General features: G+C 41.8%; 20 protein-coding genes and 2 pseudogenes. 1 reads left to right on the top strand and 21 read right to left on the bottom strand.

The window, feature by feature from the left end; translation table 11 throughout:
• Positions 1 to 231 precede the first annotated feature (231 nt).
• The 14 genes and pseudogenes from MST20_RS14255 to MST20_RS14190 all read right to left on the bottom strand — a co-directional run.
• Positions 232 to 647, bottom strand: a pseudogene (locus MST20_RS14255) (MFS transporter); the annotation flags it as partial.
• A gap of 70 nt (positions 648 to 717) precedes the next feature.
• Positions 718 to 1,242, bottom strand: coding sequence for a GNAT family N-acetyltransferase (locus MST20_RS14250; protein ID WP_243943015.1), 525 nt, complete (start codon positions 1,240 to 1,242; stop codon positions 718 to 720).
• A 189-nt stretch (positions 1,243 to 1,431) separates the two neighbouring features.
• Positions 1,432 to 1,734, bottom strand: a complete 303-nt coding sequence (locus MST20_RS14245) for a phosphoenolpyruvate carboxykinase (ATP) (protein ID WP_243943014.1) — start codon at positions 1,732 to 1,734, stop codon at positions 1,432 to 1,434.
• 384 nt (positions 1,735 to 2,118) lie between these two features.
• A complete protein-coding gene (locus MST20_RS14240; RefSeq protein WP_243943013.1) occupies positions 2,119 to 3,606 on the bottom strand; it encodes an alanine/glycine:cation symporter family protein in 1,488 nt (495 codons plus the stop codon).
• A 347-nt stretch (positions 3,607 to 3,953) separates the two neighbouring features.
• Positions 3,954 to 4,553 (bottom strand): short chain dehydrogenase, encoded by a 600-nt coding sequence (locus tag MST20_RS14235; RefSeq protein ID WP_243943012.1) that lies wholly within the window; start codon positions 4,551 to 4,553, stop codon positions 3,954 to 3,956.
• Between the two features lie 40 nt (positions 4,554 to 4,593).
• On the bottom strand, positions 4,594 to 5,793 hold the full coding sequence (locus tag MST20_RS14230; protein ID WP_243943011.1) for an NAD(P)/FAD-dependent oxidoreductase: 1,200 nt from the start codon (positions 5,791 to 5,793) through the stop codon (positions 4,594 to 4,596).
• 1 nt (position 5,794) lies between these two features.
• Positions 5,795 to 6,112 (bottom strand): (2Fe-2S)-binding protein, encoded by a 318-nt coding sequence (locus MST20_RS14225; RefSeq protein WP_243943010.1) that lies wholly within the window; start codon positions 6,110 to 6,112, stop codon positions 5,795 to 5,797.
• Entirely contained in the window at positions 6,096 to 6,380 is a 285-nt protein-coding gene (locus tag MST20_RS14220) for a (2Fe-2S)-binding protein (RefSeq protein WP_243943008.1), read from the bottom strand. The genes MST20_RS14225 and MST20_RS14220 overlap by 17 nt, the downstream gene beginning before the upstream one ends.
• A gap of 17 nt (positions 6,381 to 6,397) precedes the next feature.
• On the bottom strand, positions 6,398 to 7,186 hold the full coding sequence (locus MST20_RS14215; RefSeq protein WP_243943006.1) for an aspartate/glutamate racemase family protein: 789 nt from the start codon (positions 7,184 to 7,186) through the stop codon (positions 6,398 to 6,400).
• 75 nt (positions 7,187 to 7,261) lie between these two features.
• Entirely contained in the window at positions 7,262 to 8,161 is a 900-nt protein-coding gene (gene dapA, locus MST20_RS14210) for a 4-hydroxy-tetrahydrodipicolinate synthase (protein WP_243943004.1), read from the bottom strand.
• Positions 8,162 to 8,187: 26 nt separating this feature from the next.
• On the bottom strand, positions 8,188 to 9,381 hold the full coding sequence (locus tag MST20_RS14205) for an NAD(P)/FAD-dependent oxidoreductase (protein WP_243943002.1): 1,194 nt from the start codon (positions 9,379 to 9,381) through the stop codon (positions 8,188 to 8,190).
• A gap of 37 nt (positions 9,382 to 9,418) precedes the next feature.
• Positions 9,419 to 10,936, bottom strand: a complete 1,518-nt coding sequence (locus MST20_RS14200; RefSeq protein WP_243943000.1) for an aldehyde dehydrogenase family protein — start codon at positions 10,934 to 10,936, stop codon at positions 9,419 to 9,421.
• A gap of 17 nt (positions 10,937 to 10,953) precedes the next feature.
• The gene (locus MST20_RS14195) at positions 10,954 to 12,300 is read right to left on the bottom strand and encodes an aspartate aminotransferase family protein (protein WP_243942998.1); all 1,347 of its coding nucleotides are present in this window, start codon (positions 12,298 to 12,300) and stop codon (positions 10,954 to 10,956) included.
• 61 nt (positions 12,301 to 12,361) lie between these two features.
• Positions 12,362 to 13,815 (bottom strand): annotated as a pseudogene (locus MST20_RS14190) (CoA-acylating methylmalonate-semialdehyde dehydrogenase).
• A gap of 119 nt (positions 13,816 to 13,934) precedes the next feature.
• Between MST20_RS14190 and MST20_RS14185 the strand changes: the two are divergent.
• On the top strand, positions 13,935 to 14,807 hold the full coding sequence (locus MST20_RS14185; RefSeq protein WP_243942996.1) for a LysR family transcriptional regulator: 873 nt from the start codon (positions 13,935 to 13,937) through the stop codon (positions 14,805 to 14,807).
• A 647-nt stretch (positions 14,808 to 15,454) separates the two neighbouring features.
• Here the strand turns inward: MST20_RS14185 and MST20_RS14180 are convergent.
• The 7 genes from MST20_RS14180 to MST20_RS14150 form a co-directional block, all read right to left on the bottom strand.
• Positions 15,455 to 16,009 carry a flavin reductase family protein gene (locus MST20_RS14180; protein ID WP_243942994.1) on the bottom strand — a complete coding sequence of 185 codons (555 nt, stop codon included), beginning with the start codon at positions 16,007 to 16,009 and terminating at the stop codon, positions 15,455 to 15,457.
• A gap of 241 nt (positions 16,010 to 16,250) precedes the next feature.
• Positions 16,251 to 17,096: a MerR family transcriptional regulator gene (locus MST20_RS14175; protein ID WP_243942992.1), complete on the bottom strand. Its 846-nt coding sequence runs from the start codon at positions 17,094 to 17,096 to the stop codon at positions 16,251 to 16,253.
• A gap of 1,186 nt (positions 17,097 to 18,282) precedes the next feature.
• Entirely contained in the window at positions 18,283 to 18,945 is a 663-nt protein-coding gene (locus tag MST20_RS14170) for a hypothetical protein (protein WP_243942991.1), read from the bottom strand.
• Between the two features lie 364 nt (positions 18,946 to 19,309).
• Positions 19,310 to 20,728 (bottom strand): MBL fold metallo-hydrolase, encoded by a 1,419-nt coding sequence (locus MST20_RS14165; RefSeq protein WP_243942989.1) that lies wholly within the window; start codon positions 20,726 to 20,728, stop codon positions 19,310 to 19,312.
• A 72-nt stretch (positions 20,729 to 20,800) separates the two neighbouring features.
• Positions 20,801 to 22,000 carry an NAD(P)/FAD-dependent oxidoreductase gene (locus MST20_RS14160; RefSeq protein WP_243942987.1) on the bottom strand — a complete coding sequence of 400 codons (1,200 nt, stop codon included), beginning with the start codon at positions 21,998 to 22,000 and terminating at the stop codon, positions 20,801 to 20,803.
• 158 nt (positions 22,001 to 22,158) lie between these two features.
• Entirely contained in the window at positions 22,159 to 22,803 is a 645-nt protein-coding gene (locus tag MST20_RS14155; protein WP_025811099.1) for a response regulator, read from the bottom strand.
• The gene (locus MST20_RS14150) at positions 22,800 to 23,867 is read right to left on the bottom strand and encodes a PAS domain-containing sensor histidine kinase (protein ID WP_243942985.1); all 1,068 of its coding nucleotides are present in this window, start codon (positions 23,865 to 23,867) and stop codon (positions 22,800 to 22,802) included. The genes MST20_RS14155 and MST20_RS14150 overlap by 4 nt, the downstream gene beginning before the upstream one ends.
• Positions 23,868 to 23,882 lie beyond the last annotated feature (15 nt).

Below are 23,882 nucleotides of genomic sequence, written 5' to 3'. Positions count from 1 at the left end.
AGAAGCGCGCGCTGATGAAAATGTTTCATGAGTTTTATCGGGCGGAGAAGCGGAAGAAGGGGAAGTAAAATTAATGAAGAGGCTTGGGATGATATACAACCCAGCCTCTTTTTATGCCAGCTAATTTGGCTGGATAACGGGTGCGTCTTCTGCTCGATGAAGTTTCTCCGTATGGAATAAATCAGCCAATTTTGATTGCTCTTGGAGCGTGTCAACTTCACCAGTGACCATTTGTTTATTTAGCTTTTTTATGTGTGGGATGAAGATTATGGCAAGGATAATTGTAGAAACTAAGAACCCGGCATGATAACCTTTTAAGCTATTCGCAATCGTTGGTTGCAATCCTTCCATGACAGTTGCGCCAACGGTTGCGATCACAGCTGAACCGAAGCTTGAACCAAGGTTTTCAATAATTAATTCCGACACTTGCTTCTGGAAGTTGTTTTCTGTCAAGCCCTGTATAAGCGTCGCTCGTCAAAGGAAGATTAATACCCCCGATACTTGTGCCGCGGATGAACAATACGGCGGATGGAAATCCAAATCATACTTGTTTTATCGGTGATAAGGATAAGCGGAATAGATCCGATAAGCGAAAGAACAATCATTTTTCCGATCATTGGTCTGGTAACGAGCATCCCGCCCCCCAAAGCAACCAAACAGATTTTTTCATTTCATCTGCCTACCTTTAGGGGAGCATATAATAACACGCAGATCATTTTATAACAAAAAACCATTTATATCCGTCCAGCCGATAGCAATAGCTTTGAAATAATTTTCACCGAATTGTATTTGTTTTGTTGTGCTCTGCCTTCCACCTAATTTTTCATAAAAATTTATCGATGGATTACCGGCTAAAACCCATACCATTAATGATTTTATGTTTTTCTTTACAAGCTCCTCTACAATCGCCTTCATTAGTTGAGATCCGATTCCTTTTTTCTGATACTGTAACAACAGATAAATCGCGGAAACTTCACCCTTATATTTGCTAAGATGATCGCGGTTTGGACCCCCGGAAGCAAAGCCTATAATTTTACCATCGGTTTCTTCTGCAACATAGACAATATCTTGATTTTGAGGATCACTTAATGAGGTTCTCCAAAGCTTTGCCTGATTTTCGACAGAAAGCTTAGATAACGTGTCATCAGGCAATACTCCTTGATATGTGGTTTTCCAACTTTCCACATGAACTTTGGCAATTGAATTAGCGTCTGACACTTTGGCTTTTCTTATTAAAATCATTTTTCCTCCTATAATTAATCTTTTTCTTAAAGAGGATATCGCAAATATCTGCGTCTTCTCTTAAATGGTTAAAATCTGAATATATCAATTGTTCAGAAGGAATCTTCACAGATAAATTAACTAATGTAGATATTGCTTCACCCATATTTAACCCTATGTTTATATGTTGTGTCAATAAAGCTTTTAATATTAAAAAGGGGAAGAAATATGACCCATTTTTTTATCTAATATTATAATTTGTTTAATTACTGTTGGTGTATCGGCAATCCGTTCGCAAACTTCTGTAGCTGGTACGTTTATTTTTATAAGCCCACACTCTGAATTATTTTCCCAAATTCCAAGTGGCCGTGGGTAAGGTTCAACTATATTACTTCGATTATGTATTATCGATAATTCATCAGTAACTAAATAATAACCATAATTGTTAACTAACTCTAAGGATAAAGTACTTTTTCCATATCCCCTTTCTCCGACAATTAACATACTACTCATTCCGCTCACCTCCTGTAACACGATAATATCTTACGGAATCGTGTTTTTTCTCCATTTTCTAACATCCATCTATCAAACTGAAACTTATTTTTGACTCTTCATGTACACCTCTTCTCTTAGAGCAATCGCCAGTTCTGTAGAAGGCTTTTGCCTTCACTCGATAATAGTTGTGATACTCATTTCCGTATATACTTCATACTCACCATTTCTTCCGGCTGCATATATAGGATGACAATGATCTGCCGTTCTCTATGTGAGAGCTGTTTGTCCTCATGTTAATAACATCTAAATAGAAAAAGAACCAATGGCTAAAAACAATTGGTTCTTCTGCTAAACAGAATATCCTAAGGATGTTGTTCGTTTACCTAGAGAAGAGATTAACTTTTAAAGGACTTCCTTGACCTTACTTCCTTCTTCATCGTTTTCTATTACTTGATACTCTTTCTCCCAAAAATGTGCATTCTTTATTCCTAGTTTTTCCGGATCAAATACTGGATCTCTCCCCTCCTTTTTTTGCTCCTCATAATCTCTTAGTACTTTTAAAGCCGTTTTCGTCATGAATAAGATGGCTATTAAATTCAGCCATGCCATACTCCCCATTCCAAGATCTCCGAGTGCCCATACGATTTCCCCCGATTGCACACTGCCGTAAAATACCATAACGAGCAAAGTGAGTTTTAAAGGATACAAGATCAATTTATAAGATTTTTCTCGATTTTGATTAATAAAAGCTAAACAAGTCTCAGCTTTATAGTAGTATGACATGAGGGTAGTAAAACCAAAGAAGAACAGAGCAATAGCTAAAAAGGCTGCACCAAAACCAGAGATGACTGAATCTACAGCAAGTGAAGGATAAGCAGAAGGGTCTTTCCCAGCAACAGCGTGTGACGTGATGAAGTCTCCTCCATCAGGGGACACGTTATACATTCCCGTTATCAGTATAGTAAACGCCGTTGCTGAGCAAATCACTAACGTGGTTAGGTAGACGGAAAAAGCTTGCACTAATCCTTGTTTTGCAGGATGAGATACTTCAGCAGCTCCAGCTTCAAAGGTCTCGCTGCCAATTCCCGCAGCATGTGAAAAAGCACCGCGCTGCACTCCCCAAGTAATCGCTGACCCCACAACGCCTCCGAACACCGAATCGGCGCCAAACGCACTTTTTAAGATTAACATGAGGACACCGGGTAAATGCTCTAGATTAAACCCTACGATTACAAGACATAATAGGACATAACCAACAGCCATTGTAGGCACCACTGTTTCGGCAACCTTTCCCAATCTTTTGACTCCCCCAAAAATAATGATTGCCAGTATGAAAACCAATAACCCGCCTGTGATGACAGTAGAAATGCCAAATGCTTGGTGAACAGCCGCAGCAATTGTATTTGCTTGTAGTGTTGGCCATAACACAGCCATCACAATGATGGTGACAACAGCAAATCCAACAGCAACTTTTTTCATTTTTAGCCCTTTGTCAATATAAAAAGGGGCCCCTCCGCGATACTCTCCTCTAATTTTACTTTTATAGACTTGGGAAAGGGTGATTTCAATAAATGAGGTCACAGCGCCAAGCATCCCCATCATCCATATCCAAAAAACGGCACCGGGTCCACCGAAGGCAATAGCCGTTGCTACCCCAGCAATCGTACCAGTTCCAACACGACTCCCTAAAGACATTGATAACGCTTTAAATGGAGATAACCCCGCTTCCGAATCTTTTCCATTAAAAGTTAATATCACCATATCCTTTAGATGCCTAAATTGCAGAAAACGGGTTGCCACTGAGTGAAAAATACCGATTATCAGAAAAAAAATAACCAAAGCCAAGCTCCATATATAGCTATTTAAAGAATCTACAACATGTTGTATCATCTGTATTAGCCCCTTTATCCATCTTAACAGATGCTTATTATCTTTCTCCCATTCTTCCCTTTGCCCGTTACTCTTTAAAATGATGAGTTGTCAAATTACCATAAATGGACCACACAAGGAGTTCGTTCTCTAGTATAGACGCTCAACAAAATCAAACCTAGTGATATAATTTTAATATTCTGAAAAATTTAAGGTTTAAACTTCCCTTCTAGATACATAGTTTGGATATCATCTCAGGGACAAAGTATTCTTTTTATCCCTAAGCTTGTTTCAACTTCGTTCAGTCAGTGAATCCGGATGAGGATGGGTATTCATTTTTCAGCGGAAAACATAGAGAATGTCTGTATTTAGTAAATGTTATAGCTGTGCCCTGTTTGAGCCCCTAAAATGCTTTTTCTAAATGCTAAACCTACCCGTTTCGAAGCGACAGGTTCAAATCCTTGGAACAGCGGACCGTATTTCTCAATGGAATCTTCAAGCATGCTTGGACTCACATGGTTAATGCGGATGCCTCTTGGCATTTCAATTGCCGCAGATTGAACAAAAGCACGAATGCCGCCGTTTGCCATGGCTGCTGAAGCAGCTTTTACAATAGGGTCATCCATTAAAATGCCTGTTGTTAGAGTGATACTGCCATTATCACGTATATACTTTAACCCAAGCAGAACCAGATTAATCTGCCCAAGCAGCTTGCTGTTCACTGCGATTTGATTTTGTTCCGGTGTCATTTCTTTGACATAACCAAAGTGTGCAGCGCCTGCTGCGCTTGCGACGGCATCGACTTGTCCTACCTGTTCAAACATCTTGGAAATACTCGCTGGAGAGGTAATGTCTACCTCTACATCTGAATTCGTTCGGCTTGCTGTAATGATCTCGACATCATTGCTCAGTTCTTTGTATACCGCTGAACCAATCGTTCCATTTGCTCCTACAAGTAACAACTTCAATTGTATTCCCTCCTAGAACCTCTCTGTGCATAAAAACCCTTTAGTTTGTTTTATAGCATTTGTACATGTGTTCACGAGCCTTAGGGATATTCGGCTGAAATTGGATGAGCGCCTCAGCTCTTGTCTTTCTTACAAAATGTATGGCCTGATTGATAAGATCCTCTATCTCACTAGTACGATTACTCATTTCAGCTGCAATGGTTAAGCCTGCGACTTTCCCTTGAGCCATGGCTACTTTCGCACTCTCAACACCAGTAATGTTTCCTGCTACATAAAGACCAGGAATATTTGTTTGCATTTTCTCACTGTGCACCGGTATGTGTCCGCCCAATTCGGGTACGTATTGAAACGAGCAGCCTGCAATCGATGCTAATTCGGCCATTGGCGTAAGCCCGCCTGCAATACAAACAACATCTGCTTCAACTATTTTTTCAGTCTCAGGAATCGGCGCTCCAGACGAGGTAATTTTAGTTGTCCGCACTCCGGTTACTTGCTTATCTCCTAATATTTCTAAGGCTGCTGTTTTCACTTTTATCGGGATACCAAACATCTTAATACCCTTAACCGGATAACATTTCGCAACAAGAGACGGCGGAAAAATCCTCCCCGCTTTTCCTAGCTGTCTTAGCAGTGCGTTTGGTGCAAGATGAGTTAGTTTCATAAGCGAACTCAAAACACTAATTGGCTGTCCTGCTTCCTGCGAAATTAGGCTTGGTTTAGGGATCAAGATTTCTTTCACGTCCACACCGCAAAGCCTCAGCTCATTTGCAATCGCCATCGACAACACATTTGCACCAATAATTACACACGATCGACCGGGCTTCACTCGGTAAACATATCCCATCACTTGGGCGGAGCCAATCGAAATCACTCCTGGAAGCGTCCATCCCGGTATCGGAATAGGCACCTCACTGGCTCCAGTGGCAAGCAGCAGCGCCTTCGACTTCAGGGTTCCATTTGATGTGTGGACACGCCATCCAGCTTTGCTTTTTTCAATATCATAAACGGATGTTTCACATTTGATCGCAATGCCAGCTGTTATGGCGCGTTTATGCAGCTTATCTGATTCTGAAATGCCGTTCCACCATTCTCCATCAGGCTCTTGATGAAGCTGGCCAAGCAGTCTGCCGCCAACACGGGGAAATTCATCAATGACAAGAACATATAAGCCTTGTTCAGCAGCCTCAATGGCAGCACTCAAGCCTGCCGGACCCGCGCCCACTACTAACAGATCTATCATGCTACTCACCCCCTTTTTTATATCCAGGTACAGAATGAATAACCATCCCCTCTTTTATCGGGGTCAAACAAGCCCGGACAACCTTGCAGTCTCCAAGTTGCACTCTGCACTCAAAACAATGGCCAATGTTGCAATAAATGCCTCTGTCTGTTCCACTAGCCTCATGTTGACGGAGTGTCCGCACTCCAGCTGCTAACAAAGCTGAAGCAATCGAATCTCCTTCATAGCCTTCATAAGCCTCCCCATTAAAATAAAATGTAAAGGACTGCTGATTTTCTAAAGAGCCAAGAACAGGGTGATGTTCAACCCTCATTGTCATGATCGCTCCCCCCTAGTGCTCCAAATGTGACTGGACGAACTGGAGGGCGATAACTGAGCTGAATGTCATTCCTCACCATCTCCTGATTTAATTCTTTTGTGATTTGGTCTATGACACACCGGCAGGTTCTTCCTCCGCAAAATCCCATGCCTGCTCTCGTACGTAATTTCACTTCTCGAGATGAACACTTGTATCGCTCTATCGTATCTTTAATCAGTTTTAAAGAAATTTCTTCACACCTGCATACAATGGTATTCATTTCATCCATGTCATAAATCCTCCCGTTTAAATGAATCCCATATATGGTTTTTGAGCAGTTGCCATGTGGACCCAACGAATCATCGTAATAAAATCAAACACTGGCAACCCAACAGCCTGCTGTATCACCGAAGCATAAGGAGGAAGATCGCTGCACTCCAGCAAAATGGCGCCAATGTTTGGATGTTGATCCACTAACTCAATTGCCGCTCGAACAACTTCCTGACGAACGAGCCCATTATTGAATCTTCCTCTGCTTTCAGTAATCGCTGAGAACTCTGGCAAATGACCCAAATTTTTAACGACTACGCAGTCTTCATGATGAATACCGCAGCTTTTATATAATTTTGAAGTCAATCCATTGCTGTCAGCTGTCAGCATGCCGACTTGCTGTCCTTCTTTAAGGCCGGTTTTGATCCAAGGCAGTTGAATGACACTGGACATAAAAACAGGAATGTTCACTGCATCCGCCACTTCTTTTTGAAAATTCCCGAAAAACCCGCATGCCCCGCAAATCGCTCTTGCTCCTTCTGCCTCTAATTGTTTAGCAGCGGCTACCACATCATCTGCAAGAGTAGGATCTCCCACATGAATACGCTCCTGTGTACAATTCGGGACAACTTTTAAAACCACAGGAAAGTCATATGTTGATAGATTTGCCACATTTCCTGGCAAAACAGGATACCAACATTCATCTAGAAATAAGATTCCGACAGAATACCCTGATGCATACTGGCCTTTTTTCATTGCAATGATGTCATCCGAGTTTGATTGAATAAATCCATAATGTGAATGATTGTATGTGTTCAGCGTCATTGTTCATTCCTCCGCCTGGGTTTTGTTGTTGGAACAGGGAAGAATGCCATGTTGGACATCCTTCCCTAAACATATTTAAACAGGATTGACTTCGTAGCCTAATTGCAAAAGCGTCTCTTTCATTTTAGATGTAAGCTCCTTAGAAGCCGGGACTAATGGTGCTCGAACTTCTCCCCCATTGAGCCCTATTAAATTCAAACCTGCTTTTACTGGACCTGGTACAGGTTCAGCTTCGACATAATCATAGAGAGGAAGAAGTCTTTGGTTCAAGGCAATTGCGCCATCTATATCTCCCTCTTCTTTAAAAAGCTGATACATTCTTACGATTTCTTTTGGCACCAGGTTATGAATAATCCCTGTAGCACCGTGTCCTCCTACAGCCAAAGTTGGCAGGATTAAGTGTTCAAAACCTGTAAGAACAGAGAAGTTTTGCTGGTCTTTCGTCAGTCCAATGACTTTGCATGTATGCTCTTGATCTGTGGTATTTTTCACGCCAACAATCCCTTCCACCTGGCTCAATTCAGCAATCAATTCAGGTGAAAGCTCCACATTTGTAGCCGCTGGGTAATGATAAATGACAATGCCGATTCCAGATTCCGCTGCCAGCGTTTTGTAATAGTTTTTCAGTCCTTCTTCACTCGTCTTCATATAGTAAGGTGTTACAACCAAGGCACAGTCGGCTCCAATTTCCGCCGCGTATTTTGTTAATTCAAGTGTATCCTCTGTTCGATGTGCACTTGTTCCAGCCATAATGGGTGTACGTCCATTTGAATATTCCACTGCAGCTTTTAATACGGTTTTTCTTTCTTCCATCGACATGAGCGAATATTCTCCCGTGCTTCCCCCTGCCAGCAAACAATGCATTCCGCCATCGATTACATGATCAATCAGATTTTTATATGCTTCAAAATCCACATTTCCTTTCTTGTCAAAAGGGGTAGGCATTGCTGGAATCATTCCGACTGGATTATACATGTTCATTCCTCCAATTTTATTTTTGTTTAAACCGTTTGCTCTAGCGCTGCGTTTTTGTACCTTGAAAAATTCAATCGATCGATATTAAAATCTGTTTCTTGATTTGAGATTAACTGCGCAACCATTTTTCCTGTGATCGGAGCCATACTGATACCGTCTCCCTCATGGCCGCTTGCAATATAAAACCCTGGAACTTCTTCCACTTCAGAAACAATTGGAAGATGATCTACCACCCAAGGACGTATTCCAGCATAAGCTCGAATACACTGAATATCCTTTAGTACCGGCAAAAAGCGTATAGCCCGTTCAGCAATGCCCCGCATTACATCATGTTCCGAACGAATATCATAGCCTTTAAAAGCGCGGTGCCCGCCGACCAAAAAATTATGCGCTTCCGTTGGTTCAATGGTGAATGCAATATTGTTGTCTTCTACTAATTGACTGACGCTGCGTTTATACTGAATGTCTTCAAATTTTGACAGCATGTAGCCGAACTCATGAACTTTTTGATTCACTACTTTTTTTGTCTTTTCCGTTATTAAAATCAGCCCTTTTCGAGGACGAATGGGAATATCAATCCCAACCATTTCCCCGATCTTGCCGGCCCAAACCCCCGCGCAGTTCACAATTTGTTTCGTATGGATCGTTGTTCTATCTGTTTTGACCGACTCTATCCCGCCATCCGGGGCTTGAACAATCTCCCTTACCTCATGGTTTGTAAAAAGGGTTAATCCGTACTTTTTAGCCTCTTCAATAAAGGCGTAACAGACAAGATATGGGTTCATGGTCGAATCTACTTCAGTCCATATTCCGCCCATTAAGTCACCGGCTAAATGCGGTTCAATATCAGGCAGCTCCTGCCGGTCAACCATACGCATCTCATATCCAGCCGCAACCTGCTGAGCTACATAATCCCGTGCAATTTCAAGTTCTTGATCTGTTTCACATACATAAAGGCTTCCTCTTGAGAAAAATTCAAAATCAAAAGAAAATTCTTTGGCCAGCTCTTTATAAAGCTGAATGCTCTTAAAACCAATGGCCGTATCAATGCCGGGCTTTTTATCACAAATGAGGGCGACTGCATCACAACGGCTTGAAGTTCCATTCGCGATATCACCTTTCTCAACCAGTGCTACACTGTATCCTTCTTTCGAAAGATAATAAGCAACACTTGAGCCAATGATGCCAGCGCCAATGACGACAATATCAAAACTGTTCAAAACGGTACCTCCCCAGAATAGCTGCTTTGATCAAAAGCTATCCTTTGTATACTCCAGATGGCTGAACATGCAAGGCAATGTTCACTTGTTTCTTATATAAATATTCTTCAAAGCCGTAAGTACCGAGATCGCCGCCAATTCCACTTTGCTTATAACCGCTCCATGGCGCTTCATTAAAAGTGGGATGATACGTGTTAACCCAAGTAATTCCTGCTTGAAGTCCGCGAATCACACGCTGTGCTTTTGCTCCATCATTTGTAAAGACAGCTGCCGCTAAACCAAAATCAGTTCCATTTGCTAATTCAACAGCTTCCTCTTCTGTTTCAAAAACCTGTATGACGAGAACAGGACCAAATATCTCTTCCTGTACAATTCTCATTGTTGGCGTTGTATCTGTAAAAATGGTTGGCGCCACATAATTTCCGTTCGCTAATTCACCATCAATAAGCTGCATGCCGCCGCACAAAAGACTTGCTCCTTCTTCTTTTCCAATTTGAATGTAATGCAGGACTGTTTCCATGTGATCTCTAGAGATTAACGGCCCCATTTCAGACGTCTCTTTCCATCCTGGGCCAACTTTAATGTTTTTCGCATGTGCAACAAGTTCCGGGACAAATTTGTCATAAATAGACTTCTCAAGAATAAGACGAGAACCCGCTGAACACACTTGTCCCTGCCCGGCAAATATGGCTAACAGTGCATAGTCAACCGCTGTTTCAAAATCTGCGTCAGCAAACACAATGTTTGGCGATTTCCCTCCTAATTCTAAGCCCACTTTTTTTACTGTATCAGCGGCATCTTTCATTATTTGCTTTCCTGTTGATGTTCCTCCGGTAAAAGAAATCTTATCAACATCAGGATGTGTTACTAGCGTGTTGCCTACAGTGGATCCAGAGCCGAGCACTAAATTGGCGACACCTTTTGGAAAACCTGCTTCATCAATGATCTCAAATAACCGGATCAAGGTGAGCGGTGTTTGAGTGGCTGGCTTCACCACCACAGTACAGCCGGCGGCAAGAGCAGCAGACATTTTTTGCGCCGCCATGACTAGCGGAAAATTCCATGGCACAATCTGGGCAACAACCCCTATTGGTTCACGAATCACCATTGCCTGAATTTCATCAGGCACTTCATATGTCTGGCCATGGGGCTGCATCGCAAGCCCGGCATAATATTGAAATTGATGAATCGCATCTTCAACATCCACTAATGAATCACTGTAGAGCTTTCCATTATTCAATGTTTCGAGCTTTGCAATCTCTTCTTTTTGTTCTTCCAGCTTTCTAGAAACCTTCAACAGCAGGTCTGCTCTAGTACGGGCATAAGCTGTTTTCCATCCGTTCTTGTAAAAGGCGTTCTTCGCAGCTTGAACAGCTCGATCAGCTTCATCTGCGCCTCCTTCAGTAACCGTTGCAATGACCGTGTTATTCGCCGGATTCAGAATTTCTCTCGTTTGTCCTAATGAACTTTCAACCCACTCGCCGTTAATGTACATCTTTTGAATTGCCTTTTTGTCTTTAAGGACTGCTTCAAACGTTTCTGAAATATGAATCATCTTTCCACCCCCGAGATTTAAATGACTTGAAGACTCTCCTTCACGGTTTTCACGATAAATTGATAATCATTCTCTGTAATACTGAGAGGAGGAGCTAGCTGCAAAATATTGTTATAGCCTGCGACGGTGTCGCCGTTCTTCCCAATAAGCAAACCTTTCTCCTTACAAGCCTTCATCACTGCGTTTATTTTCTCCAGTTCAATCGGTTCTTTCGTCTCCTTGTTCTTCACTAATTCTATGCCGAGCAGCAGGCCTTTTCCCCGAACATCGCCGACATGATTATGTTTTAGGAGAATCTGAAGATCTTGAAGCATTCTTTCCCCTAACACTTTGGAGCGCTCAAACAATCCTTCTTGTTCCATAATCTCAATATTCTTTAACGCGACTGCACAAGAGGCAGGACTGCCTCCGTAAGTATTCACATGCCGAAAACGATCGTTTGTTTCCTCGCCGCTAAATGTTTCATAGATTTCTCTGCGCACGGCTGTTGCAGATAATGGCATATAGCCGCTTGTAATTCCTTTTGCCATTGTAATGATGTCCGGCTTTACACCATAGTTCATAAAACCAAAAGGCTTGCCTGTTCTTCCGAAGCCGCAAATCACTTCATCTACAATCAGGAGCGCACCATGATGATCACATATTTCCTTCACCCGTTTTAAATAATTTTCCGGAGGCATTAAGATCCCGCCTCCTGTAATGATCGGCTCCATGATGACGCCTGCGATGGTTTCACTCAATTCCCATGTCATAAGCTGATGGATAGCCCCCGCGCTTTCCAGCGTAACGACATCTTCCGGCTTCCTGTATAAGTCAGGCGGAGAAACATGTAAAAAGCCTTGGCCCAGCGGTTCATATTTATATTTTCTTTGCGCTTGACCTGTAGCTGCAAGCGCTCCCATTGTATTGCCATGGTAAGCTCTGTAGCGGGAAACAAACTTAAAACGGTTGGCTTCTCCTTTTTGCTGATGGTACTGCCTTGCCATTTTAAAGGCCGTTTCATTTGCTTCTGAGCCGCTGTTTGAGAAAAAGAATAAATAGTCATCTTCCAAATACTGATTTAGTTTCTCTGCTAGCTTGATAGCTGGACCATGACTATGAGACAGCGGAAAATAAGGCAGTTTTTCAAGCTGGTCATAAGCTGCTTTTGCAAGTTCTTTTCTTCCATATCCGACATTTACACACCATAAGCCTGACATGCCGTCTAAATATTGATTCCCTTCTGCATCTGTCACCCAGGCACCTTTTGCGGATTCCGCTATTAGCAATTCAGGGTCTTCGGCAGCACCTTTCATCGCATGCCACACATATTTAGCATCTTTTAATCTTAATTCTTCTGTGTTTAGGGACGCTTCTTTTTGCAATTGAAAGACCTCATTTCTACGATCGATTTTCTTCCAAATGGAATGGTGGGAAGCATAGGGTTTAGTAACGTGCCGTCACCATCTTTTTTCTTGTGAAAAAGTTCACTCCATCCTTCCCGTTGGCATGGAGATCGCCATAAAATGAATGCTTATAGCCAGAGAACGGGAAGAAAGCCATAGGTGCCAGAACACCTAAATTAATTCCGAGCATTCCTGAATCGATTTCTTCTCTAAATTCACGTATTGCTTTGGCGCTGTATATAAGCATGCCCCATTGGCAAACTCAGAACGGTTAGCAACTTCAATCGCTTCTGTAAGCGTATTCACTCGTACAATTGATAAAACAGGAGCGAAAATTTCTTCTTTCCAAATCTTCATGTTTGTATGAACGTGATCAAATATTGTCGCCCCAACAAAATATCCTTTATCATCCTTCATATCTTGCCTTCCGTCTCTTACAAGTTTTGCACCTTCAGCTTCTCCAGAAGATATATAGGAGTGTGTACGTTCTTTTTGTTCCTTTCGAATAACCGGTCCTAGAAAGACATCTTTATTTGTCCCATCACCAATCACCATGTCATCTGCACCTTTTTTCAAACGACTGACGAGAGAATCAGCAATGTCTCCGACAGCGACAACAACGGATGCTGCCATACAGCGCTGGCCTGCCGAACCGAATGCTGCGCCTACAATATTTTTCACTGTCACATCAAGATCGGCATCTTCTAAAACGATACTGTGATTTTTCGCACCCGCTAACGCTTGAACGCGTTTTCCGTTCTTTGCTGCCGTCTTATAAATGTACTCCGCTACAGGCTGCGAACCGACAAATGAAACCGCTTTAATTAATTCATGCTCCAATAAACCGTTTACAACATCATGGGCTCCGTGGACAATATTTAACACGCCATCCGGCAAACCGGCTTCTTTGAATAATTCCGCCAGGCGATTAGCTAACATTGGGGTGCGTTCTGAAGGCTTTAAAACAAATGTATTTCCGCATGCAATAGCTAAAGGAAACATCCAGCAAGGCACCATCATAGGAAAGTTAAATGGAGCAATTCCTCCCACAACACCCAAAGGATAACGGTACATTCCTGATTCAACTCCGGTTGCTATATCAGGCAATTGCTCTCCCATCATTAAGGATGGGGCACCAGCAGCAAATTCAACACATTCAATTCCTCTCTGCACTTCTCCATAAGCATCAGAGAACGTTTTTCCGTTTTCCAAAGTAATCAAATGTGCTAACTCATCCCAGTGTTTGACCAATAACTGTTGGTATGTAAAAAGAATTCTGGCTCTTTTAGGAACTGCAACACGTTTCCACTCAGTAAATGCCTTATTTGCTTCCTTTACAGCAAAATCAATATCACTTTTTCCTGAAATAGGTACTTTAGCAATTGCTTCTCCTGTTGCAGGATTATAAACATCCTCATATTGCTGCTTTTCAGGATCTGTCCACTTGCCAGAAATAAAGTTTTTCAAATATATCGTGTCTGTTAGTGTATTCATGCAACCCCTCCAAAAAAATTGTGTGTTGACTTAAATTCAGTTTATTCAGTAAATTGATAATGGTAAAATAAAAATAAAATATGCTGGGTATACAATTTTTTTATGGAAGGAAATCTGCTATGACACTTCAACGCTACGATATTTTTAATAAGGTTGTACAATTTCAAAATATCAGCAAAGCAGCTTCAGAGCTCCATCTCACTCAACCTGGGATTAGCAACGCCATTAAAACGCTTGAGGAAGATTTAGGTGTAAAACTTTTGATTCGAAACCGAACAGGGATCTCTTTGACAAGAGAGGGCGAGAAAATATATCAATATTCTTTAAAAATAACAAAATTAAATGATGCATTATTTCAGGAAGCCTCTGCTTTGAGAGGGTTAGAGACAGGGGTTATAAAGGTAGGATCTTTTGCAAGTGTAACAGCCAACTGGATGCCTATCATTATCAAGCGATTCAACGAAAAATACCCAGGCATAACCGTTAACATTTATGAGGACGATTATTTAAACTTAGAAAAAGCAGTCTTATCAGGTGAATTAGATTGTTGTTTCAATACTTATGTGAATACGAAAGGGATTTGCTTCACCCCTTTAATCAAGGACAAATTATATTGTATTGTTTCTCTTGAGAGCCCGCTGAGTACACAATTAAAAGTAAAAGCAAACCAATTAGAGGAATTTCCTTTAATTAAGCCTAAAAAAGGATGGGATAACGAGGTTGCTGCGTTTTTTAAAGAGCATCATATTCAACAAAAGGTTCGATATGAAGTTTCGGATGACCAATCGATTCTAGCGCTTGTCGAAGCTAATTTAGGAATTAATATTCGGCCTGAATTGGTTCTTAAGGGCGTCCGCAACAAAATTAAGGCGATTGAGTTGGAGGAAAATACTTATCGTACCATAGGAATTTGTACAACATCTCAAATATCTCATGCAACAAAAATGTTTGTGGAAACCGTTAAAGAACTATATCAAAAGATTGATACATAACTCGTTGTTTACGACAAACGCGATATACTTTCAGCCATAAACCATTAAAACATATCCACTTTTACAATCCAGCCTTCAATCCGTTATTCTTCAAACCAAGTTATTTTTTCATTTCGCAATCTGCTTTCAAATTTCATCTCCGGACAATATATTAACAATACAGAAACATCAGATTATCACGCCAAGCTCTACCGCCTGTTCTAGTGTCTCGTAATGATCTAAAGCTCTGTCTTAAGCACGCCCTTCCAATCTCGTGCATGCTACTGACACCAATCACTTAGAATACAAAGGGCCGGGAATCTTTTCAGTTATTTAAATATGGACTATTATTGATCGAAAGAGAAAGTTGAAATACCTTTCCATTGTGAAACGAATCGAGGGTTAGAAATATAAAAGACCGCAAAGCATTTTTGAAGAAGCTTTGCGGTCTTTGCGTCTCTTTTTGCTTCGTTTAAGTAAAAGGATTTCCATCGGAACCCACTGCACATCCATCCATTGAAAGGCTTCCTCTACTCTTACGAATATTAGTCTAGATAGATTCATTTGGCCCGTGTGAGATGAACCCAAGGCATAGGGGGTTCTTCAAGAGCATGTATGCCACGTAACAATGAATGTGAAGGAACCTAAATGTTTCAATCCATTTTGTTTTAAAAAGGGTGTTGATGTTCCTCTGCTTTACTATTTAATATCCGGTAGCTAGACTTTCCAATATGAAGCGGTATATCCAATTTTTCTAAATTCGGCATACCATTTTTTAAGAAAAGCTCTTGATCTTGATATCTCTGTAAAACTTCTCCCGCAATCCACTCTTGATCGCCCAAAGTGGAAATACTGTGTACTTTACACTCATAAGCGAAATACGCATCAGTTAAAATCGGTATCTCAGCTTTTAGTCCTTCTTCGTATTGAATATGAAATGCTTCAAACTTATTTAAATCTCTGCCGCTATGGGTACCTAATGCTTGAATGAGTTCCGAACATCTCCCCGGAAGAAAATTCACACCGAAAACGCCGCTTTTCTCAATCAATTTGTAAGTATATGTCTCTTTATTTATCGATATCCCATACATTCCGGGAGAAGATCCAATATACGTATGCCACCCGGAAGCCATTGCGTTTTTTTCACCTTTATATTGAGCCGTAACGACAGCTACCATGCCGGGGTAGGCGTACCAAATGGGTTCATCTATCGGTGCTCTCATCTTCATCGCTCCTTTTGTTTTAGATTCATTAAATTTGAGAGGCACACATCTAAGTCGCCAGGTACTTCTTCAGATGAACCATTCGTTTAGAATTTAATAAATGGGCTTCCAGCAGGCTTTTTGGCATGAGTAACCGAAGCGTCTTATTTTCCGCCATTTTTATACATCCTCCCTTTCGAATATTCATCAGAACGATGCATAAATCATAAACCCTATAGCAACTATAGGGTCAAGGAAATTGTTATTTTTTCCGCACTCTAAATTCTGTGAGGAAGTCTTCTTCTTTTAATGAGTTATAGCTGTTTGGAAAAGAAACTTGATATACTTTTCCATCCGTTTGAATACCATGTGATTCAATAAAATGGTACAGTTTTTGATAGTAGTCAAAATAATTTGTTGCCGTGCAATCAAATGAAATACATACATATTCGCCGGATGGGATTGTATCTATCCTCATGTTTTGTTCCCCTGTATCTATCTTTACTCCATCATAAATCGTCGTATAAACGCTGCTGCAATAAATGTCACCGGAATCTTTATAGGGCTTTAAATCATAAATCAGTCCATAATAGTTATCAACGATATCTCCTCTTTCTTCAAGAACTTCAGCCAATTTTCGGTAATACAAATCTGATTGGTCATGAGGATTCACTTGAGGTGTCACTGCTTTTAAAATGGTTTGGCCTCCTATATGTCGAACATAAACTAGACCTTCTTCTTTTTTAGTGCGTATCTCCAATTGTTCATGAAGCTGGTTCTTTCTTCTTTGAAGCAATTGCCTGGCACGTTCGAGTCTATCCATCTCATGCTCAATCACGCTTTCTTGCTCCTCAAGAAAGGCTTGCATCTGTTCAGGGGTAGATGTATGTGAAATCATGCACTTAATTTCTCCCAAAGGTGTTTTAATAGATTTGAGATATTTTATAATGTCTAAATAAAAGAACTGTTTAACATGGTAATATCGATAGCCATTATCCCGGTCTGTGCATTGAGGCTTGAAAATTCCGATCTTATCATAATAGCGCAATGTTTGAATGGAAATGTTATTAAGGCGGGCTGTTTCCCCAATTGAAAAATATTCCTTCATCAATCTCATCCTTTCTTCTTTGTTAGTTCTAAGATGACCTCAACTGAACGATCTTGAGAATAACCTGTTTAAGACGAACTTCTTTTTTCGTTCTTTGTTCAACATATCCACCAAGCAATGATCGTTCCTGTCTCATAACGATTGCTCATTAAGCAGGCACAAAAGAATTGATCCTATAGTCACTATAGATTTATGATTTGTTACTCAGCTTTAAAAATGATTATGAAAGGGGTGAGTATCTGCCAGAAGATGATTAAAGAATCCACCAAATATCCAGGTATGGTGTACTCGTGCGTGTTAAATTGACATGATATATCGTCTCATTGCTTTGACTCTATCTTCTGTTTCTTTATGTAGTGATTCATGATGGGTTCATGGATCATCAAAACGCGAATGAGAATTAACCACATTATAGCAACTTCACAGTCAATAGAGTGTATATAATAGCATGAATAGCTGCATTTTAAGCGGAAGATATAGAATTTGTAAGTCGGGTAGGAGTAGACGTTAAGTTTTAGTTGTTACTTATCGCCAACGAAAAGGCCCATAAATCTAGGTATGTAATGACTTGCTTCAAGAAAATGGTGTATGTATCTTTTACCGCCTTAATTGGTACCAAAGCCAAAAGATATACCGACACCTTGGATGTCATAAAAAAGGAAGTCATCATCGGCCGTTTCGACCTTGATTTGAAGAAGGAGCTCAGGATCTCGCAGAGCTATGTTTCTAAATCTGAGAAGTGGTGAAGAGGAAGTGTGATATTCAGTGAAGAGACTCAGGATGAGATAAACCTGCACTCTTACATGAAAAAAGAATACGCTGAGGATTTTTTGCACATTCATAGTTCCCTGACATGCTAAAGGACTGAATACTTCTTAAATTCAGCCCTTTAGCTTTTTTATCTTATCATAACGATAAAGTACAGGTTGCAAAATAAATAAACAAAACACAATCCAAATAAAAAGAGAAAACCACTTTAATAGTGAATCCCATCCGCTCCAAAAAGACATAAAATAAAGTATTGGCAAAATAAAAATCAAACTAAAAAGCAATTTTGAAGCTGTTGTTTCCTTTAGCGGACTTTTACATTTGGGGCAACTTGGCTTCTTTGTTTTAACAAGTATATATTTTTCTCTAAAAGTAAACGGTTTCCTGCATACCGGACATTTGCTCATTTTCCCGCTCCTTAACAGGGCTTACTTTGTAAAAACCAGCTTGAGCTTTGTTGTTTGCTTTGTTTTTTCTTATAATACCATGTAGACTTATGCTTATATTTATATTGTTTGTAACACATGCTTCCATCTTTGACAGGCTTCGAAGTTCTGTATTGCTTGATTTTCACCTTTATTAATTTATCAAGTGTCTCTCCTACAACCAATGAAGTTAGGGTTAAAACTGTTTGTTTTACTCTGCTCGCAGGAACCCTGGTCCATATACTTGTCAAAGAAATTGCCGCTCCAACCAAAGTGCCTGCCGGAACATTATTTGTTACAGTCCCCATGTATACTTCTTTGTACGCTGACAAACCCATTTCAAATTCTTTCTTTGTTTCTAGTGTTACACCGTTTAATAAGGTCATGCCCGTTGCAGGGTTATATTGAATATGAGTCGTATGTTTATTTTCCGTAACGATGGCTTCAACGCTTCCATTTTCATGGTATGTTGTTTCCAGCGTAAAATGCATCTGCCCATCTTTTACAATTTCCCTTGTCTTTTTCCCTGAGTAATATAGATCGTCAATGGCAGTTTTTTGGTCTACAAACCCTTCAGCCGAGACAAAGTCATATGGAGTCACAAAAGAACCACCTGCAAAAAGCAGTACTATAAAAAAACACATTTTCTTTTTCACACTTCTTCCCCCTAAATATCCAAATAATTACTTTATATTTTATAAAAAGGGGTTATTTTGCACAATACTTTTGTCAATATCAATTTCCTAAAGTCAACAAATCGTTTTTTGTATGCCACAGGAATGTATCGACATCTTGGACGGAAAAAAGTCATCATCGGCCGTCTCGGCCTTGGTTCGAAGGAAGAGAAAACGCGAAGAAGCGGGCACTAAGGAAGATGTTTCAGAAGTTTGATCGGACGGCGAAGGAAAAGCGGAAATAATATCAGTCAGAGGCCGGGAGTAAGACAAAATCGGCCTCTTGACCCTTTATTCCATGCGCTTGTGTAGACATTTCCTTTCATTACAATCCGTCGAATGGAGGTCAAGGAGTTGTAATGGCAAGACCGTCTTTCTGCCATTGGACAATGCCGCCGCTCAAACTTAATACTTGTTTGAAACTGCCGTTAGCTTGCAGGATGCTGGCTCCGATGGCAGATCGGGCTCCGGAATGGCATTGCACAAGAATCGGACAGTCTCTTCTAATTTCATCGAGCCTTTCTGGGAGCGTTCCCAGCATGATGTGTTGCGCACTCGGAATATGACCTTCCTGCCATTCAGTCAGATTGCGAACATCAAGCACGTGCACGAATCCGTCATCCACTAATTTTGCGATCTCAGGTGGTGTGATCTCCGCGTACGATTCAAGTGAAAAAGCACCGCTTGTCAGGATTTTGTCCCGATCCATAAACCCTGCCGCATTGTCAATGCCCACAGAGCGCAGCGCTTCCAGGAGTTCGTTCACTTCGGCCGGATTCGTTATGAAGTACACAGGACGATTGTAGTCGATGAGCCAGCCTGCCCAGTTCGTAAACGCTTTGTTGAATGGAATGTTGATTGTGCCTTTGATATGCCCTTCAGCAAATTCTCGGGAAGTGCGTGTATCCACAATTTGCTCTTTTCCCTGCAAATCTTTCACTTGTTCAATCGACGTAATCTCTGGAACAGCAGAAAGATCTTTAAGCAATGCAGGGCCTTCTTTATTTACTCGTTTCATCACAGCGAAATACTTTGGCGGTTCTGGTTGCCCGTCAAGCAAGACTTTAACGAATGTTTCTTCATCGGTGTATGCCATTGCCCAGTTAAACATCTTTTCGTAACCGACAGTCGTAGTAGGAATGGCTCCCAATGCCTTGCCGCAAGCGCTGCCTGCACCATGAGCCGGCCAAACCTGCAAGTAATCCGGGAGTTGTTTAAACTTTCCAAGGGACTTGAACATCTCTCTTGCCCCCGACTCTGACGTTCCTTTGATCCCCGCCGCTTTTTCAAGCAAATCGGGTCTGCCAATGTCGCCCACAAAGACGAAATCTCCTGTAAAGATGCCGATTGGACGATCCGCATTTCCTCCGCTGTCCGTCAACAGAAAGGAAATGCTTTCCGGGGTATGGCCGGGAGTATGCATAACCTCAAACATCAGGTTTCCGATGGAAAAGCGATCGCCGTCTTTCACAAGTTGATGTTTCAATTCATCGACATATTGGTATTTCCAATCTGCGTCCCCTTCAGCGGAAAGATACAGCTTCGCTTGATGTGTAGCGCCGAATTCGCGAGCGCCGGAAACAAAGTCGGCGTGAATATGGGTTTCCGCGGCCGCTGTGATGTCTAGCCCTTCATCTTCGGCTGCTTGTAAATATGGTTTTAGGTTGCGGCCGGGATCAATGACAATGGCCTCCCCTGTTTTTTGGCAGCCAACCAGATAGGATGCATGGGCCAGCTTTTCATCGTAAAAATAGCGCAATAACATGTTGTATTCCTCCTCTTGAAACATTTATCGGAATATGTCCTTTTGAGTTCGCATCATGCTTTGTCTTGCCTCTTACATCAGTCCTTTTAACATGCCATTCCAATACATGACGGGAAGCAATCTTCTTTTTAACAGGTACATGCTGAATCGTTCCTTGGACTGATCAAATGGAAACGTTTCTTGCGGCACCTTGTGATAGTCAAACTCTGCCAGCACGAGTTTGTTGTATCCTGTAACCAAGGGGCACGAGGTATATCCATCGTACTTTGCTTCTAATGAAGATCCTTTGATCAAGGACATCAGATTTCGCACCACAACCGGAGCCTGTTTACGAACTGCAGCTCCCGTTTTGGACGTCGGCAGGTTGGCACAGTCACCAATTCCGAAAACATTGGCAAACTTTTTGTGCTGCAGCGTGTACGGATCAACATCGACCCAGCCGCCGGCATCCGCCAATGCGCTTTCTTTGATGAAGAGAGGTGCTTTCATCGGCGGCGTCACATGAAGAAGATCATATGCTAATACTTCCTGCTCTCCCGTTTCCAAGTTTTCGAACAAGGCTTCTTTTGAATCAGGCCGAATTTCGATTAGATTTCTCTTGTACATCGTGTGGATATCCTTGCGCCGGACGACTTTTTCGAGCGCATTTGCGTATTTGGGGGCATCAAAAATGGTTGATTTCGCCGATGCAAAAATCATGTCCGATTGATTGCGCACATTTGACTTGCGAAAATAGTCGTCTGCCAAGTACATAATTTTTTGCGGAGCTCCCCCGCATTTCACGGGAGAATCAGGATGAGTGAAAATGGCGGTCCCGCCTTTGAAATTGCGGATGTTTTCCCAAGTGCTGTCAACCGTATGGTATGAATAGTTGCTGCAAACCCCGTTTTTTCCAACCGCATCTTTCAAACCTTTGACCCCGTCCCAATCGATTTGCAAACCGGCTGCTGCCACGAGATAATCATAGGAAACGATCGTTCCTTGTTTTGTAAGAAGTGTGTTCTGATTCGGGCGAAACTCTGTTACAGCATCGCCGATCAAGTCGACCCCGGCAGGAATCAGGGCAGCTAAATCGCGCTCGGACTCTTCCTTCTTCGCTGCGCCGCCTCCGACTAATGTCCACAAAGGCTGGTAGTAGTGCTTTGTTTGCGGGTCAATGATGGCAATTTGTCCTTTGAGTGTTTTAGAAGCCCGGACGAGACGGGCGGCGACAGAGATGCCAGCAGTCCCGGCTCCTACAATAACAATGGTATAACGAGCTTGTCTTGCCATAGTCAACCACCTTTTGTTTTAAAAAGTTGCTGTTTTTCTTAAAGATGTGTCTCTTGTTTTTTAAGTTACCATCCATCTTCCTTTTTTTGTATAGGGGAACTCCCCTACTTTTATTTGAGCCCCGTCTTCCCAAGCTGACAAGGTTAAGAGGCTGTATGTTAGAACGTCAGATCGAGATATTTGTTTTTGATCGCATATTGGATTAATTCGTGTTTCGAGTCCAGTTTTAATTTCTGCATCATATTTGTTTTATGATTTTCGACGGTTTTGACGCTGATTGAGAGTTTATCGGCAATCTCCTTATTGGCATAACCCAGCACAATGAATCTGAGAATCTCCTTTTCGCGAACAGTTAAAACAGAAGGCGGCTTTTGGGACGCTGAACTCAGCCATTGATCAATGATGTCTTGCGATACAGATGTCTTGTAATAGAGATTTCCCCTGTACACTTCGACAATCGCCTGATAAAGCAACTGATAATGACTGTTTTTCAAGACGTATCCATGGGCCCCCGCCTCTATCGCTTTTTGGATAAAAATTTCTTCATCATGCATTGTCAAAATCACGATTTTAACAGAAGGGTTCATCTTTCGGATTGCAGTACTCGCTGTGAATCCGTCCAACCCGTTTGGCATCGACAAATCCATCAGCACGACATCCGGTTTCAGCTGTCCGGCCTTAAAAACGGCTTCGTTGCCATTGTTGCTTTCTCCCGCAATTTCGATTTCAGAAAAACCTTCCAAAAGCACACGGATGCCCTTGCGGATCATCATGTGGTCATCGACCAGCAATACCTTGATCACTCCCCCTCCCCTCCTTTGTCCTGTACTTTCACTTTAATTGTCGTTCCTTTCTGAAGTGCGGAGTGAATTCGAAGGCTTCCTTCCATCTGATCGACTCTTTCTTCCATATGTTTAAATCCCAAGCCTTCCTCTGTCAGCCCACGTTCAAAACCGATGCCATTGTCCTGAATCATCAAAACGAGCTCGCCATCTTCTTTGTACAATATGACCTTAATATGTGTCGCCTGCGAATATTTCAGGGCATTATGCAGCGCCTCCTGAATGATGCGGTATAAATTGATTTCCAAAACCGGCAGCATGCGATTGCTGACATTGCTTGAGGCAAACGTAATAGAAACATCCTGATGCGTCTTGTTTAAGCTGGACACAAGGTGCTTGACAGCAGGAATCAGCCCCAGCTGATCGAGACTGTGCGGCCGCAGCTGAAGAGAGTAGAGCTTGACGTCTTGGATCGCTTTTTCCAGCTCATCGATGATCTCCTGCATGTACTCCGTAAATGTTTCTTCCAGCTCCATGCGCGATTGAATCGCTTGAATACCTACTGAAACCGAATAAAGCGATTGCCCTACGCCATCGTGCAGTTCCTGGGCCAGCCGCTTGTGTTCGTTTTCCTGAGTTTCTAGCGTTTTTTGCAGAACAAGCTTGGAGATCCGCGCTTCCTCTTCCTTTTTCTTTATCGTTAAATCTTTCAGAACCAAAAGAACTTCCATTTGATCGCCGTTTTCAGAAATGACAGCCGTGCTCATCTCCATGTCGACGAATCGCCCCTCATAGGTGGGCATCGAGGAAAGAAAATAAGGAACTTCCCGCTTGGCCAGCAAATAACAACGCGCTTCTCCCGCTTCCAATTTTCTCGTTTGGCAGTAGGAACAGTACGGAACCTTGTCCCCTAATTTCCATCCCGTCATCTTCTCTGCGGACGGATTCATCACCAGAATTCTGCGTTCCTGATCCATCATGATGATTCCATCCTGCAAATGGTCGAAGATCTGCCTTAAATAGCCGCTTTCCATTGACTTTCCTTCTTCTTTATACCGTTCAAAAAAAGTCGGATTTTGACACATCATAGTCCCTCCCTC

It is taken from the genome of Bacillus sp. B19-2, from assembly GCF_022832475.1.
GTDB lineage: Bacteria > Bacillota > Bacilli > Bacillales > Bacillaceae > Bacillus > Bacillus paralicheniformis.
This window is presented reverse-complemented; position numbering and strand designations above follow the sequence as displayed.

Coding starts and splice junctions, on each gene's coding strand:
- MST20_RS14250 (WP_243943015.1), bottom strand. CDS start 1,242: ATGATTTTAATAAGAAAAGCCAAAGTGTCAGACGCTAATTCAATTGCC.
- MST20_RS14245 (WP_243943014.1), bottom strand. CDS start 1,734: ATGAGTAGTATGTTAATTGTCGGAGAAAGGGGATATGGAAAAAGTACT.
- MST20_RS14240 (WP_243943013.1), bottom strand. CDS start 3,606: ATGATACAACATGTTGTAGATTCTTTAAATAGCTATATATGGAGCTTG.
- MST20_RS14230 (WP_243943011.1), bottom strand. CDS start 5,793: ATGATAGATCTGTTAGTAGTGGGCGCGGGTCCGGCAGGCTTGAGTGCT.
- MST20_RS14225 (WP_243943010.1), bottom strand. CDS start 6,112: ATGACAATGAGGGTTGAACATCACCCTGTTCTTGGCTCTTTAGAAAAT.
- MST20_RS14220 (WP_243943008.1), bottom strand. CDS start 6,380: ATGGATGAAATGAATACCATTGTATGCAGGTGTGAAGAAATTTCTTTA.
- MST20_RS14215 (WP_243943006.1), bottom strand. CDS start 7,186: ATGACGCTGAACACATACAATCATTCACATTATGGATTTATTCAATCA.
- dapA (WP_243943004.1), bottom strand. CDS start 8,161: ATGTATAATCCAGTCGGAATGATTCCAGCAATGCCTACCCCTTTTGAC.
- MST20_RS14200 (WP_243943000.1), bottom strand. CDS start 10,936: ATGATTCATATTTCAGAAACGTTTGAAGCAGTCCTTAAAGACAAAAAG.
- MST20_RS14185 (WP_243942996.1), top strand. CDS start 13,935: ATGACACTTCAACGCTACGATATTTTTAATAAGGTTGTACAATTTCAA.
- MST20_RS14180 (WP_243942994.1), bottom strand. CDS start 16,009: ATGAGAGCACCGATAGATGAACCCATTTGGTACGCCTACCCCGGCATG.
- MST20_RS14175 (WP_243942992.1), bottom strand. CDS start 17,096: ATGAAGGAATATTTTTCAATTGGGGAAACAGCCCGCCTTAATAACATT.
- MST20_RS14165 (WP_243942989.1), bottom strand. CDS start 20,728: ATGTTATTGCGCTATTTTTACGATGAAAAGCTGGCCCATGCATCCTAT.
- MST20_RS14160 (WP_243942987.1), bottom strand. CDS start 22,000: ATGGCAAGACAAGCTCGTTATACCATTGTTATTGTAGGAGCCGGGACT.
- MST20_RS14150 (WP_243942985.1), bottom strand. CDS start 23,867: ATGTGTCAAAATCCGACTTTTTTTGAACGGTATAAAGAAGAAGGAAAG.